The sequence below is a fragment of the Paenibacillus sp. WLX1005 genome (genome assembly GCF_046603685.1).
Taxonomy (GTDB): domain Bacteria; phylum Bacillota; class Bacilli; order Paenibacillales; family Paenibacillaceae; genus Saccharibacillus.
Window position 1 is genome coordinate 3115033 of record NZ_CP176756.1, and the last position, 15229, is coordinate 3130261.

The window sequence follows — 15229 nt, forward strand, 5'->3', positions numbered from 1 at the left end:
GATAATGATCATTGGTGCAAATATTTTCTGTAAAAAGTGATGAATCATTGCAACCTTTATCGCAGCCTGTATTGATGTCTGTACAATGTTTGCAGATGGCCCGTATGTGGTATGATGTTTGCTACGAATAGAGAGTGAATAGATGTGGATGAGTTCGCAGATAGCCGTTTAGTACAGCTTATAATATATTACTATTGCTTCAAAGTGATAAAAGGCCGAGTATGGAATGATCTTATGTACCCTGTCCAGTGAATCTACGTCTGAGACTTTTTGCATTCTAATTGTTGAATATCAAATTTAAAACAGGGAAAGATGGAATCGAAAGCGCTTCTTTCGCGGGATGGCGGGCAAATAATTGCGCAAAAGAAGGGTAAGCAATTCGTCCATATCCTGCTGTCGATCAAACGGATCAGGCTGAGCTGGCAACCCATACACATGGTCACTCCCCAATTCACGTTGCAGCCGTTGCACCGCTTCCTCTTGTGCCAGTGGTAAACAATATTGCCATTTCTCCTGCGAATAACGCCTCAAATCATGAACCATATTCAGTATATCCTGATACCGCCATTCCGCCCCAGAGCCAACAACAAGCGGCAAATCAGCGCGTAAAAACTCCTCCAGTCGATCATTGCGCCGATATCCACCAAGATCCAGTATCAAAAAATGATAACTGCCGCTGAGGAGTGAAACAACTTCCGCTCGTGCTGCTTCGCGCCAGTAATCGACCCCTTCCAGTTCAAATCTTCGCGACTCGCGCAGCCTTTCCTGATCGGTCATTCCTTGTAATGCTACCTGCTGGATACGGGCAAATGCACCCGGGTAACTATTCATTTCGACCAGTGCGACTTTGTGCCCAAGCCGGGCAAGGTAGTGAGCGATGCTAACTGCTGTATGAGTTGTACCTGTTCCCGGTGTCGCCCCAATCAAAGCAATCACCTGTGTTGTTTTGTTCCATTTCAGCATAGTCGAAGGATGATCACTTCCGGCTTGAGCAGCAGAATGCCCGATTGCTAGATTTAGCGCAGTTCTCGCTTCGCTTGCCGATTGAAAACGATTGGCAGGGCTATATTGTAATAAACGACGTAGCATCTGTATAAAAGCAGGCTTTACATCGTTACGGATAGATGATTCCACCTCACTTTTCCATTCACTATATTGACCCGCAGTACATAGATACAACAGCAATGCTCCCAATCCATACAGATCAGAACGATGATCCGTCTGTCCACTGCCGTATTGTTCTGGAGCGGCAAAACCTACCGTTCCTAACTTGACTGTATCTTGATTCTCGTCTGGCTTAAACGTACGAGCAATGCCAAAATCAATCAACCGAATTTCACCCTGAGATGTAATCATCACATTCGATGGCTTCATATCGCGGAATACGATCGGCGGATTGTGCTGATGTAGATATTCCAGCACACTGAGTAGCTGATCTCCGCACCGCATAATAAAATCGCCATCCACTGTATGCGGCTCCATTTGAAATTTATGTTCCAACGTATCTCCATCGATATAGTCCATTACAAGATAGGTGTAACCATCTGGATCATTTTGAATATAATCGACGATACGCGGCAGACATGGATGTACCAGTGTTGTCAACATGCGCGCTTCAGCAGCAGCTTCACGGTATTTGGACGGTAACGATACCGTCTCCTTAATCGCCCATTGTTTGCCCGGCAGCTTCAGATCATGTGCCAAATATACATGACTCATCCCGCCACTGCCAATCTGTCGTTCAATATGATACCGTTGCTCCACTATCGTCCCTTGCTGCAATCGTGTTGGGAAAACCATCACCGTATCTCCTCCCCTGTAACGGTATCACAATGCCCCATTACAGTTCCTTATCGTTATGGCAGCGACCAGTGAATGATCCGTTCAAGCGGGTATAAAAAAGAAAAGCATCCCGCCGAATAAACGCCATAATGGCATTCACTCAAACGGGATGCTTTCCCTGTCCGCTGCATATTCAATGTACTTGAATTATAAATGATGTTGCGAGCAATGTAAAGACAGATGACAATTACTTGGCTGATGCAAAGGCATCGCGATTACGCTGCACTTGTTTGACATGCGACTCCAGATGCGTCACACACAGCTTATCAACGACCATACGCGCCGTAATCTCACCGTCGGTCGTATGAATGCCGATGCGATGCTGATCTTCTTCGCTAATCGTTTCCAGTACGGGTACAAAAGCACGTCGCATCGCCAGCAATGCTTGCAAATGATGCTCCAGATCCAAACCAGCATAATTCAAACGCTGCGCCCAACGATCCTGATCAAAGGCAACCAGTGTCGGCGGCTCTGCTTCACACAAAATCAACTTCAAGCGATGCTGCAATACAATTTCCACATCAAACAGATGAACGACAATTTCACGAATACTCCATGCTTCTGGCGCCGGTTTATAATCCAGCTCCGTTTCAGGAATATTGCGAATGGATTCAACAAAGCGTTCCATATCCGGCCAATAACGATAAATAGTATTTTGCATCATGCACATCCTTCTTGGAAGATATACAGCAACTACATATTAATATTTTACCATATACAGCGTAATTTCATCACGGTTGTGAAACAATTGCTTGGCACGCTGTACTTGCAGTCGCGCATCTTCGAACGATTGAATGACTTCACGAATGACGGCAAGCGGCTTTTTGTGCATCAACTTAACGGTCACAATAACAGTGCCGCCGGGTGATACCGCATCCAGCAAGTCGATCACCAGACGTGCAGTCAGTTTCGGACTCCAGCTCATATCACATACGAGCAGATCAAATTCGCCGGGACTGAATTTGACATCCGAAGCATTGCGGCGAACGCTTTTGAGCTGGGGATGATTTTGCAGGGACGAATGCATTTTGGCAGGATCAACTGCTGTTACATGCATCCCACGCTCTAGCAAAAAGGATGTCCAGCCGCCCGGCGCTGCACCGATATCCAATCCGCGTCGGAAAGCGGTAAAATCAATACCGAACACTGCTTCCGCTTCTAGCAACTTGAATTTGGCACGTGAAATCTGACCTTCCTCACGTTGAAAACGTATCGCTCCACCGTTCCAGTCGGACAGATTATCTTCCGGTCGGGAAATGCCTGCATACAATCGGTCTGCCGTCCAGAACACGGAAATCGTCAATGTTGGCTGGTGTACGGTAAATTCAGCATGCAGCGATTCCAGCTTTTCTTCCAAACGATGACGCAGCTCGGAGGCATTGCCGCCATCCGTTTCGGCATCGCTCGTTTTACGAACCTGAAGTGACAGCGGAATACCGTACAGCTCTTCGCGCTTGAGTAGCAATTCTACTAGTGTATCCAGCGGATCAATCGTATCTTCCAATTGCTCTAGCACGATATCATAACGTACCGGCTGAATATGTCGCAAAAACATCAGCGGTTGACGTTGCAGCTGTTCAAGTACGTCTTGTTCACTAGCAGGCAAGGTTAGCAGCAATACCTCGCTATGCACCAGTACGGAACTTTTCACCGATCCAAACGCACGTTTTAATTCTTCCTGCGCATAAGCGGCAAAGCCATGATTGGCTGTACCGATCCAGCGCGATTCCGCCTGCTGCTCGGACGGATGTTGTTTCTCCTGATCATTCATGAAATATTCTATAGCCTCCAATAGATTATACGGTTGTGCCGCGTACATGCTCAAGAATGCGCTGTACCGATTGCAGGCGATACAGCATGCGCGGCTTCCGTTCACGCCATGCCTCGAATACGATCAGACACGGTACGCTAGTCAATTGCAGCTCCTGTACAAGACGGGGCGCAAAATTGATATTGAGCGCATACACCTGCTGCTCAGGCAACAGCGGCAAAGAAGCATCCAGCATCTTTCTGCCTAGTTTGCATGTGCCGCAAAAGGGCGTATACGCATAAATGACCGCCATTTCGCCGGATTGTGATGCCAATTCCAGCGCTTGCTTTTCATTTAATTCCTGAATCATGACATCACCTCCTGTTGATGGATATTATCGTTTATTCCTTTACATGATTAGCAGCAATCTGCTCTAACCGCTCTGATGGAATGGGACCGTTATGCAAGATCACATGCTCTGGCTTCGCTTGATACAGCAATTCATACATGCTTTTCTTACCAGACATGCTGGATGTATGCAAATAAATCTCGCGTGCATACAGCCCTTCGTGGATCATCGCTTTGACAACATCGGTGCCATCCATCTGACCCCAACCCAGCTCGTGATCCAGTGATAAAATATCCACCTCACACTCGCGCAACATGGTCAGACATTCGCCGCCATCTCTCGCGAGTGCAAAACCCTTTGGACACGGACGGTAATCATCCAGATACAGATGAATCATCAGCTGTCCCTCCCGCTTTCGTAATTAATTGGCAAATTGCGATGCTGGACAATAATATGTCTTTTTCCCAGCTACTTCTGTTTTGACAACGGTATCGGTAGACGAGCGAACAGATGGTTCCCCTTCACGTTCATATACACGGCGCAGCGCATGGAAACCTCCGGTTAACGCATCGTTAGCAGTCAATGGCTGACCTTCCATATGACCGCCTGCTTCGATCGCCTCTTGCAGCACGATATGCATTGCATCATATAACTTGCCAAGCGCTTCTTCATCTAATTCCTGCACTTTGGCAGTTGGTAACAAACCTGCGGTAAATGCGATCTCGTCCGCATAATAGCTGCCAATTCCTGCAATTACGGATTGATTCAGCAATGCTGTTTTCAATGCACCACGACGACTTTTGATCAGACTTGTAAATTGCTCACGCGTTAATTTGCGATCGGTTGCTTCTGGACCGAGATCGGCAAAATACGCCTGCGCTTCTTTTGCCGAACAGAAGTGGAAGATGCCCTGACGACCAGCGGTATAGTACAACGAAGTACCGTCCTCAAACTGCAACTCCACATCGGACTTGCGGTTCGCATGTTGCTCACGCACACCATAGTAGAGCGAGCTGCCCAGTACGATGCTCATTATGATGCGGTGTCCGCTGTGCAGGTGCAGATTCAGATATTTGCCGCGACGTTCGATAAAAGCAACCCGGTTGCCGCTCAGCAGCATATTGGTAGGATCAGCTTCTACGTTCGATACACGAGCAAGCCCAAGTACCATTTTCTCAATCGATGTATTTAAAATGTAACGAGTCAGTTGAATCTTGTAATTTTCCAGTTCTGGCAATTCAGGCATAATGTTGTCCCTCTCTCTCTGATAATAAAACTGCAATGTAATCTATATTCATACTTGATTCATACTTCGTATACGTTTATCGTGCAGTCGGTTGAATCTCTGCCAGTGATGCACAGATGCGATCTGCTTTCACACCGCTACGCGCTTCGTGAGCAGACAGATTATCCGCTGTTGTCACTCCGGTCGTAACGAGAATGGTCTGACATCCAGCAGCAGCTCCGGCTGCAATATCAGTCAGCATATTGTCGCCAACTACGATCGTATCAGAGGCAGGCAACCCGATTCGATCTAGCGCATATTGCATCAGTATCGAAGATGGCTTGCCAATAATAATCGGCTCTACTGCGGCAGCGGCTGAGATTGCTGCGCCCAGTGTTCCCGCTCCCGGCAGCAAGCCATCATGAGACGGCAATTGCAGATCAGGATTCGTCAGAACAAAGCGTGCGCCCTGCCCGATCAATCGTAACGCCATCGTTAGCTTGTCATAATCAAACTGACGGTCAATCCCTTGCAGCACATAATCTGGCTGCTCATCAGTTACGATCAATCCTGCTTCCTCTACTGCGTTGATCAAGCCCGGTTCGCCGATCACATAGACGCGTGCCCCCGGCTGTTCATCCGCGATGTAGGCGGCAGCGGCGAGCGCTGATGTGCATACTTGATTTGGCGTTGCTTCAATACCTAGCTCGGTCAGATGTGCAGCCACTCCCGCGGCTGTACGTGAGGAATTATTCGTCACATACAGATATGGCGTCTGCGCCTGCTCAAGCTGCTTGATCCATGCTGCCGCGCCGGGAATCACACGGTTGCCGTGATATAGCGTTCCATCAAGATCAATCAGCATTCCTTTCGTATGCCCCATCCTATAGCCATCCTCTCTATTACTCACAATCCCCATTGTAAAAAAAGTTGCGGCATAAGGCAAACGATTTGCTCACCTGACCGCAACCTGTTTTCTATTTTGTTATGCGTTTATTGGAAATAGCATATGCTCTACTGCCAATTCCGTATGCTCAAACACCGCTTTTGCTTCTTGCAGTAGATCCTGAAGCTGCGCTTCGTCCTTATATCGGGAGCTAAAATGAGTCAAAATCAACTCCTGCGCACCAGCTTCATGAGCTGCCTTCGCTGCTTGCAGCGCGGTACTGTGATAATACTTGCGAGCTGTATCTTTTAGATCATGCAAAAAGGTCGCTTCATGCACGAGCATATTGGCGTCTTTGGCTAGCACCAGCACATTGTCGCATGGTCGTGTATCACCAAGGATCGTAACGATCTTGCCCTTTTTCGGTTCGCCAACTACTTGATGCGAATGCAGTGTCTCACCGTTGTCCAGCGTAATGCTACCGCCATTTTTCAGCTTGCCATAGATCGGTCCTGGCTTGATGCCATATTGCTTTAATAATTCAAAATTCAATTGCCCCGGACGATCCTTTTCGATGATGCGATAACCGTAGCTATCGATCCGGTGCTCCAGCAATGCTGATTCTACACGGAAGGTCTCGTCTTCAAATACGACTCCACCCTCGTGCTCATGTACATTCAGTTCGTATTCTACGCGTGATTGACTGAGTCCCATCGCTGTATCGACGAACTGTTTGATGCCCGGAGGACCGTACACATCCAGCGATGTCAAACCGCCTTGATTGGAACGGCTCGATAGCAGCCCTGGCAATCCAAACAGATGATCGCCATGCAGATGAGTAATGAAGATTTTTTCTAACTTGCTCAGCTTCAATTGGGAGCGCAGTACCTGATGTTGCGTGCCTTCGCCGCAATCAAACATCCACAGTGCCTTGCGCTCCTCATATAGCCGCAATCCAATCGAGGTTACATTGCGCTGAAGCGTAGGCACACCAGCATTGGTACCTAGAAAATAAAGTTCCATACGTCAAACCTTCTCTCTATAATAACAGCACAATCATACGAATCATGCTTGTTTATGCAAATTGATAATATCCTTTATCATATCATGTTATGCGTATAGTAAAAAGCCGTTCAGCAAATAGAATATATACAGGGTAGCGACGAATGTTAATAACCAATATTGATATTGAGACCAGCTGTTTGGTTTTCTAAACTTATGCTTCATTTACCCTAACCAATATTGGGATAAGCAAAATGAATATGTTGCTATTTACATCTTGATTGTATGATATATGTCTCTCTTATTCTGCTGTTCCTTTTCCTACTATGCGTTTTCTTATGCCAACGTATAAATCAGACTTGAACCTAACATCAAGCTGCTATATGATCAAACGTAACACTTGCATAAACTTGCATTTTTAAGATTAAAGCTGCATTTCTCAATATTCGCTATGTATCAGCTTAAAATCATAATGAGTTTTTAATGAAACTATCGACAAGGTTCAACATATCTTTTATAATACTTAAAAAACCAAGGAAAGAAGGGTAATCCGATGGCTGAAATCAGAATTAGAAATACGGATGAAAGAATTTCCGGTGATGACAACGTACTAGCGTTTTTGAACCAGCATGAAGTTGTGTATGAGAAATGGGATGTATCCAAACTCGCTTCCGAGCTGAGTGAGAACTTCTCCCTGACAGATGAGCAAAAGCAAGAAGTGCTAAATACATTTGAATCTGAAATCAAAGACTTGTCTGCACGCCGCGGCTATCGTACATGGGATGTTATTACCCTGTCCGAAGCAACACCGGATCTGGAAGCGAAGCTTGCCAAATTCGAAGAGATTCATACTCATACCGAAGATGAGATCCGTGCAATTGTATCGGGTAATGGTATTTTCATCATCAAAAGCCCGGAACACGGCTACTTTGATGTAGAACTGGAGCCAGGTGATGTAATCTCTGTACCGGAAAATACACCTCACTTCTTCACACTAGTCGAAAACCGTAAAATCGTTGCAGTGCGCCTGTTTGTAGAAACAGACGGCTGGGTGGCACATCCATTTGCAGATTCTTCGTTCCAAAAAGCCTAAGCCAACGCTTGGATAAGTGTTATGTATTCCGGTTACAACGGATGAAATAATCATCTGCATCCTCTATAATGAATAGTCCATGAATAAAAATACGCTCCCGATTCGCAAAAGGTTTATCCTTTATGCTGCGGGAGCGTGTTTGTGTTTCCATATTGTATTGCTATTCTAGCGCTATATTATACAAGCTGTTCAGATATCTGGTGAATCTCACTCAAATGCTTGATTTCATAATTCGGCTGAATATCGCTGTCATTGGTTTTGGCATTGCGATTCAACCATACCGTGTTGATGCCAGCTGCCAGCCCGCCTTTGATGTCGGTCGTTAGCTTATCACCTACCATTAGCGCCTGTTCCGGCTGAACGTGCAGCAGCTCCAGCGCATGACGGAAAATCGACGGATCTGGTTTGCCTTTGCCATATGCGCCAGATACGAGAATGTGATCAAAAAACGGTGCCAGCTCTGGTACGCCGTCCAGCTTCTCCTGTTGCAATGCCGGACAACCATTGGTGAGCAGCAGCAGTTTCACTTTGCCCTGTAATTCACCGAGAATTTGCAGCGTTTCTTCATACATATGCGGACGATTGCGACGTTCCTGTACAAAACGATCTGCCAGCAATTGAGCCAGCTCTTCATTTTCTACACCAACTGCACTCAAACCTCTGCGCCAAGCTTCGGTGCGATAGATCGGTGCGATGCGTTCCAATTCACGAAATTCCGGTTGATCGCCAGCGCTGAATTGTGCCCATAGACCTTCAAATGGATTAATACCAATCATCTGGGTAAACGGAAACGTCTCATACGATTCATATAACGCACGCGCTTCACGACGCACAGCGGCTTCCAATTCGACTGTATCTACGCCTGCCTGCTCGGCAGCAAACAAGCAGGTTTGTTCAAATGCTTCTTCAATACTGCGTTCATCCCACAACAGCGTATCATCCAAATCAAACAAAACAGCTTCAATAGTCAAGTTCAAACCCTCCCGGCGATAGTTAAGCATATTGATATAGCGAAACAGGCAATCAAGAGCACAGCATATGATCTAATAACCTTCATATCCTCTGTCTCTCCGATATACCTGTTACTCTAATTTCATTCATTTATTGTAAATCATATAGTGGTATGACAATGTTACAGTTTATCTTCGATCGTAATGTGGTGCTGTGCTGCGAACATACGCAGATGCTCTGCCATCGCTGCTGTATCATAACGATTCAGCGTACGTGCGAATACCCATGCGCCACCTTTGGTGCTGTGCTCAATAACGACATAGCCTTTTTGCAAACGAATCTTCTTCACTTTGTCAGCGGTAATGATACGATCACGGTTAAACTTAGTCGTGATCAGGGAGTCTTTGCCGATTTTCAAATATGGACGACGGAAGTACAGAACGACTCCGAGGAATACATACAGCAGAACAGTCACAACAAACAAGATGGTGCTACTATTGGTCGCCGGATACATAATCCCCATGATACCGTATACAACTCCGAGCAGAACGAGCGTTGCCGGGAACACAAAATTGCGTCCTTTGTATGTGGTAAATTCGGATGCGGTATTACTGGTGCCGTTACTACCGATTCGATCTTGACCGGCTTTTTTGCGGCGATCGTTCACTTGCTTCGTATTGCGTTTGACTTGCCTTTCCCAGGAACGGGACATCGCATTTCCCCCTAAATAAAATTGATGAATATTACTTCTATTCAGACATGCAGAGTCCAAAAGCAGCTTCTGCACGCTCAAATACAGACAAACGCCGCAAATAAAAGAAGATGCCGGGGCTTGATCATGGATCAGCTGCGACATCCCTATATGGTTATTGCGTCGATGATCATAACCGGATTGGACGGGTCAGCCCGTCGTTTATTTGCCCTTTTCTTCCGTTTCACTGTCCTCGACCCATTCGATCGTGTCTAGTTGCTGACGGAAATTGCGGCGGATGTTGCCAAGATAAACGGCACGGAGTTCATCACGTTCTACTGTTTCTTCTTCAGTTAGACCGGATTCCTTCTTTTTACGTGCCAATTCGTTAATGCGTGCAATGATTACATCGATGTCCATAACTACCCTCCCAAAACTCTCTTTTCTAACTTTGACATGTAAAAAAAAGCTTGTCAAGGTTATTCACACCGTGACAAGCCACCAATATGGCATATATGTAAAACCGGAGGAGAACCGGTTCGTTAACTGTTAGATCAAGCATATCAAAACTGTCATATTAACGTAGGAAGTAACTTGCTTGCATATTCCTATTATCGTTGGTTCGGAATCACCAATACGTCACCGCTTTGAATCTCGCTGGTCGCCAAATTGTTCTCATCCCGAATCTCTGCGATGTAATCGCGAATATCAGCATCTGGTGCTTTGTATTGAGAAGCAATCGCCCACAGGCTGTCACCGTCAGATACGATTACATGTTGCTTCATCGCCGGAGATTCGTCCGCGACTACAAAGTGCTGTACTCCGCCATACAGCAATACACTCGCGAACAGCAGACAAACAAACATGCGTCCGGTGGAATTCCAATTCGACTTGCGGGATGGACGTTTGCGTTTCTTTTTACTATTTAGCGATTTGCGCGCGGTCATCTGAATCAGTTCTAGCGTTTTCTGCCGGAAGGTGCGATGCGACTTGCGTGTACCGGATGATTGGCGCTTGTTCTCGCCAGATACATACGTCCATTCGGTCACTGCCGGTTCTTGGGGCGATGCTGGATTGCGCACTGCTGAATTCTGACGGATATTGCCTGAGCGAGATGTAGAAATAGAAGATGCAGAGATGTTCGATGAGGCAGAAGTTGTATGAGAAGAACCGGTGTCTGTTCCTTTGACGATAGGCTCGATGGTTTGCGATTCCTGTTCTTGTTGGTGGATACTTTTATATGTAGAATATTTTAGCATGTGCTTCACGCTCCAAACGTTTGTTCTTGTTTTCCTGAAAAGAATATAACACGAACATATGTTTTGATCAAGCACTTTTTCGAACCTTTGTTCGCTTTTTAGTTAAAACAATACCGAATACCTGTTCCTATAATTGAATAGAGTCTACAGTACTGAATAATCTCCGTTTGTAAGTTGCCCTTTTACTTTCTATATCGATAAATTATGTAGTTGTAGTTGTAGTTGCTACATTCACAATTGCGTATAGTTGAATCTTTATATTTGGATACAGCGATCTGTAATTATTGAGATTCAACGATTGATTATTTATTTTTTGAAATGCAGGTTATTCTTAAAAATGAAGATCCTTTCATGTAACTTCTGTTCGCATTTTATATATTCTTGCTAAATTTTAGAACTTATGTTTGTGCGAACGGTAGTTCTGTGTTATACTTTTCCCAAACGTTACTAGTATTGGGGTTGATACGGTATGTCCAAGATTTCTAGCCGCCAACAGGCGATTCTGGAATTTATCCGGAATGAAGTAAAACTGAAAGGCTATCCGCCATCCGTTCGTGAGATCGGCGAAGCGGTCGGTCTTGCCTCCAGCTCCACTGTACACGGTCACCTTGATCGTTTGGAGAAGAAAGGCTTGATCCGTCGCGACCCGACTAAACCACGTGCGATTGAGCTGCTTGGTCAGGAAGAGTCCGAAAATAATCTGTTGTTTGCGCAATCGGTATCTCGTGTACCAATCATCGGTAAAGTAACTGCTGGTGTTCCGATTACTGCAACTGAGCATATTGAAGATTACTTCCCACTGCCACAGCAATTTACTGGTGATAACCAAATTTTTATGCTTTCCGTTATTGGCGATAGTATGATCGAAGCCGGTATTCACAACGGTGATTATGTGATCGTTCGTCAGCAACAAACCGCGGACAACGGCGATATCGTTGTTGCGATGACCGAAGATGACGAAGCAACTGTCAAAACCTTTTATAAGGAAAAAGACCATATTCGTCTTCAACCGGAGAATCCAACATACGAGCCGTTGCGCCTGACCCGTGTTACCATTCTTGGTAAAGTGGTTGGATTGTTCCGTAATTTGCACTGATTCTGCCCGGTATCAGCTGCATTACAAAAAGACTCCTGATCATCACATCAGGAGTCTTTTTTGTGCTTATTTATGTTATCCTTGCCTCGCTGTTACTTGCTGTTCACCGATATCACCCTTTTTCAATCGTGCCAATTCCATCCGGAACATTTGCATAAGTGCGTTGATATTAGTAATCTCGGCATGATGCTGACGTTCTAGTTCCTCAATTTTGGCGCTGAACACATCTTTGGCTTTGCTGGCGTGAAACATATAGGAGCTATAATCTTCATACGTCTGCCCTTGCGGCACACCGGTGCGCTCGACAGCGCTATAGATGTCCTCTAACCTGCGGCATACTTCATATTCATGCCGTACGTCAATGACTTCTTCGCCGGATACATTATTTTCATGAAGCGGATTATCAATCGTATACAGCTGTTTCAAACGGGCAGTTAAGTTTCTCAAATGCTGTTCGTATACAAGCGTCAATCGTTCTCTTACTTCTTCGTCCATCGCTTTTCCTCCTTGACAATGCAGGCATAGCCGCAGATGAATGGTTTGTTTTTCCAGTGTTTGCTTGTCCTGCTGAACTATATTACCCATGAGGCAGATATTCCTATCTTCGGCATAATGAGGTGGATATGTTATGGCTACCAATCAGCTTTTATTGAAAAAGAGGACAGCAAACACCGGTGTATGATCATACACCGGTGTAGCTTCAGACGATTATGCAGATGTGCTAATATGATATGCCTCTTTTAAAATATTCAGGTTTGTAGTAGTTCTGTTTAAAATAATTTCGTTTCCAGCACTTTAGCCATTAATGCTTTGAAATCTTTATTCTCTGCCTTTTCCGCCAGTTGATTTTCCATGGTGTTAAACTTTTCTGCCAGAAAATAGGCATTTAAATACAACGCTAAATGATCCTTGGCAATCGCTTCGGCATGCTGTTGTTGAGATACGTAACCAGTGATGACCTGCCCTGCAAATGTAGCGGGATGGATATTCACTTTATTCCGCATGCAAGATGTCCTCCTTTTGCCTTTGTTAGTAATAATGCTCTGCTGTGCAGGGTCTGTCTAGGATGTATGCAGCCATACTTGCATCTCACCAGACTTGCGATTCGCCCAGCTGTAATACGGAATCAGCGTCAAGGTATGCGGGACATATGTTCCTTTTACAAAGGAACGATACAATTCACCTGCCCACTCCGCTGCAATCTGCTGTCGCTGCGCCTCTACTTGAATCACACCTACGCCTCCGAGTAACTCCGGCTGGAACTGGTACGTGTACTCCGCTTCAGGCGATACTCGAATGAGATGTAGATTGTCACCATTATCCTCTTCTTCTGCGCAATACATGAGCGGTCCGCGCCCAATCGCCAGCTTGCCCTGATCGCTTCGTACTAATGGATGCGCCGCATACTGACGAATATCCATCGGCAAAATCAGTTTGATCTGATCCCCATCCTGCCATACTCTATGCAGTGCTATATATCCATCCTGCGGCTCTGCGATGACTGATTCGCCGTTTATCTGAAGCGTATAGCCATCTGCCCAATATGGAATACGTAGCGTAAATGTAAAGGCTACTGGTTCAGCAGTATGGATACTCATGTGCACCTGCCCTTCCCACGGCAACTGGCTATGCTGTTGTAGCTGCACTTGCTGACCGTTTAATTCCAGATGGGCTGTACCTGTTACGTACAGGTGCGTATGAATAATCTGATGCTCAGCATCCACGGTATACACATACTTGTGCAGCGATGTGAGCAGACGTGCCAGATTGGGTGGGCAGCAGGCGCAACCGAACCAGGCGGGACGCGTAAATTTGACATGACTTTTGCCTGGATCGTGGATGCTGTTCTCTGGACGCACTTCCAGTGGATTCACATAATAAAAGTGCTTGCCGTCCAGCGCCATGCCGCCGATCGCCGTATTGTACAGTGCACGCTCCAATACATCGGCGTACTGCGATTTGACTTCATTTTTTAACATCGTAAAGGCGAAAAAGATCAAACCGATCGAAGCGCATGTTTCGCAATACATCGTATCGTTGGGCAGATTATAATCCAGTGTAAATGCTTCACCATCTACTGTAGAGCCAATACCACCGGTAATGTACATACGCTTGCTTACGAGATTGTTCCACAGTCGACGACAGGCTGCCAGCATCTGTTCATCCCCCGCCAGATGTGCAGCATCTGCCATCCCAGCACATAGATACACCAGCCGCACCGCATGCCCTTCTGCGGTTTCCTGTTCCAAAATCGGCTTATGCGCCTGATAATACTCAAGCGGACGATGCTGCATACCTTCAATTACCGGACGAGTACCTGGATCTGCCGCATGCTGTCTGGCAAAAAAGGTAGGATCTGTACCACGCTCATACAAAAAGTAACGGCTTAATTCCAGATAACGCGATTCACCTGTCAACGCATACAGACGAGTCAGAGCTAGCTCAATTTCTTCATGACCGTCATAGCCCTGAATTTTGCCTGCTTCCTTACCAAAATGATGATCAATACAATCTGCAAGACGGCAAGCAATGGACAAGGCTTTTTCACTGTTAGTTGATTCATAATAAGCGACTGCCGCTTCGATAAAATGTCCTGCACAGTACAGCTCATGACTTTCGGCAAGTTTTTTGAATCGGCGTTCCGGTTCTTCAATGGAGAAATACGTATGGAGATACCCGTCCTCCTCCTGCGCCAACGCAATCAGATCTATGACACCATCTGCTAGCTCCTGCAAATGCTGATCTGGGTGAAAAGATAACGAATACGCGACCGCTTCCAACCATTTATACACATCGCTATCTTGAAATACCCAGCCATAATGACTGCCTTGCTTCAGTCCAGCAGCAATTTTGAAGTTCTCGATTGCATGACTTTTCTCGGATGGAATCGTTTCATCGTTACGCTCTTTTTCGATAACGATATTGGCGTTGTCATTCAGTACATTCCACTGATACGGAATCATTTCGGTGCGTACTAGCTCGCGATAATGAGACCAGAAGGGATCGGTAATAGTGAATTGTTTCAGTTGTAAAGACATCGAAATGGCTCCTCTCCACACTGCTTCTTTTTGTACCTATTTGTTGT

The 15229-nt window shown here is 45.8% G+C and carries 17 protein-coding genes; 2 read left to right on the forward strand and 15 right to left on the reverse strand.

Annotated features, from left to right (window positions below):
• Positions 1-297 precede the first annotated feature (297 nt).
• The 8 genes from ACE3MZ_RS13270 to rnz form a co-directional block, all read right to left on the reverse strand.
• Entirely contained in the window at positions 298-1800 is a 1503-nt protein-coding gene (locus tag ACE3MZ_RS13270; protein ID WP_411346791.1) for a serine/threonine protein kinase, read from the reverse strand.
• 229 nt (positions 1801-2029) lie between these two features.
• Entirely contained in the window at positions 2030-2506 is a 477-nt protein-coding gene (locus ACE3MZ_RS13275; RefSeq protein WP_411342638.1) for a DinB family protein, read from the reverse strand.
• Positions 2507-2542: 36 nt separating this feature from the next.
• Entirely contained in the window at positions 2543-3613 is a 1071-nt protein-coding gene (locus ACE3MZ_RS13280) for an SAM-dependent methyltransferase (protein WP_411342639.1), read from the reverse strand.
• Positions 3614-3638: 25 nt separating this feature from the next.
• A complete protein-coding gene (locus ACE3MZ_RS13285; protein WP_411342640.1) occupies positions 3639-3962 on the reverse strand; it encodes a thioredoxin in 324 nt (107 codons plus the stop codon).
• Positions 3963-3993: 31 nt separating this feature from the next.
• A complete protein-coding gene (locus ACE3MZ_RS13290) occupies positions 3994-4338 on the reverse strand; it encodes a cyclic-phosphate processing receiver domain-containing protein (RefSeq protein ID WP_411342641.1) in 345 nt (114 codons plus the stop codon).
• Between the two features lie 24 nt (positions 4339-4362).
• Entirely contained in the window at positions 4363-5187 is an 825-nt protein-coding gene (locus ACE3MZ_RS13295) for an Fpg/Nei family DNA glycosylase (RefSeq protein WP_411342642.1), read from the reverse strand.
• A 76-nt stretch (positions 5188-5263) separates the two neighbouring features.
• Entirely contained in the window at positions 5264-6049 is a 786-nt protein-coding gene (locus ACE3MZ_RS13300) for a TIGR01457 family HAD-type hydrolase (RefSeq protein ID WP_411342643.1), read from the reverse strand.
• Positions 6050-6151: 102 nt separating this feature from the next.
• A complete protein-coding gene (gene rnz, locus ACE3MZ_RS13305) occupies positions 6152-7075 on the reverse strand; it encodes a ribonuclease Z (RefSeq protein ID WP_411342644.1) in 924 nt (307 codons plus the stop codon).
• Positions 7076-7607: 532 nt separating this feature from the next.
• Here rnz and ACE3MZ_RS13310 point away from each other — a divergent pair.
• A complete protein-coding gene (locus ACE3MZ_RS13310; RefSeq protein WP_411342645.1) occupies positions 7608-8147 on the forward strand; it encodes a cupin domain-containing protein in 540 nt (179 codons plus the stop codon).
• Positions 8148-8323: 176 nt separating this feature from the next.
• On the opposite strand, the gene ACE3MZ_RS13315 is transcribed toward ACE3MZ_RS13310, so the two are convergent.
• The 4 genes from ACE3MZ_RS13315 to ACE3MZ_RS13330 form a co-directional block, all read right to left on the reverse strand.
• Positions 8324-9118, reverse strand: a complete 795-nt coding sequence (locus tag ACE3MZ_RS13315; RefSeq protein ID WP_411342646.1) for an HAD family hydrolase — start codon at positions 9116-9118, stop codon at positions 8324-8326.
• 161 nt (positions 9119-9279) lie between these two features.
• Complete coding sequence (locus ACE3MZ_RS13320; protein ID WP_411342647.1) at positions 9280-9810, reverse strand: methyltransferase; 531 nt, start codon at positions 9808-9810, stop codon at positions 9280-9282.
• A gap of 201 nt (positions 9811-10011) precedes the next feature.
• A complete protein-coding gene (locus ACE3MZ_RS13325; protein ID WP_411342648.1) occupies positions 10012-10209 on the reverse strand; it encodes a DUF896 domain-containing protein in 198 nt (65 codons plus the stop codon).
• Positions 10210-10400: 191 nt separating this feature from the next.
• Positions 10401-11048, reverse strand: a complete 648-nt coding sequence (locus ACE3MZ_RS13330; protein WP_411342649.1) for a LysM peptidoglycan-binding domain-containing protein — start codon at positions 11046-11048, stop codon at positions 10401-10403.
• Between the two features lie 469 nt (positions 11049-11517).
• Here ACE3MZ_RS13330 and lexA point away from each other — a divergent pair, with 469 nt between their 5' ends.
• A complete protein-coding gene (gene lexA, locus ACE3MZ_RS13335) occupies positions 11518-12144 on the forward strand; it encodes a transcriptional repressor LexA (RefSeq protein WP_367058556.1) in 627 nt (208 codons plus the stop codon).
• 75 nt (positions 12145-12219) lie between these two features.
• Here the strand turns inward: lexA and ACE3MZ_RS13340 are convergent, their stop codons facing one another.
• The 3 genes from ACE3MZ_RS13340 to ACE3MZ_RS13350 form a co-directional block, all read right to left on the reverse strand.
• On the reverse strand, positions 12220-12639 hold the full coding sequence (locus ACE3MZ_RS13340) for a hypothetical protein (RefSeq protein ID WP_411342650.1): 420 nt from the start codon (positions 12637-12639) through the stop codon (positions 12220-12222).
• Positions 12640-12914: 275 nt separating this feature from the next.
• Positions 12915-13148 carry a hypothetical protein gene (locus ACE3MZ_RS13345; RefSeq protein ID WP_411342651.1) on the reverse strand — a complete coding sequence of 78 codons (234 nt, stop codon included), beginning with the start codon at positions 13146-13148 and terminating at the stop codon, positions 12915-12917.
• A gap of 57 nt (positions 13149-13205) precedes the next feature.
• A complete protein-coding gene (locus tag ACE3MZ_RS13350; protein ID WP_411342652.1) occupies positions 13206-15182 on the reverse strand; it encodes a glycoside hydrolase family 127 protein in 1977 nt (658 codons plus the stop codon).
• Between the last annotated feature and the right edge of the window lie 47 nt (positions 15183-15229).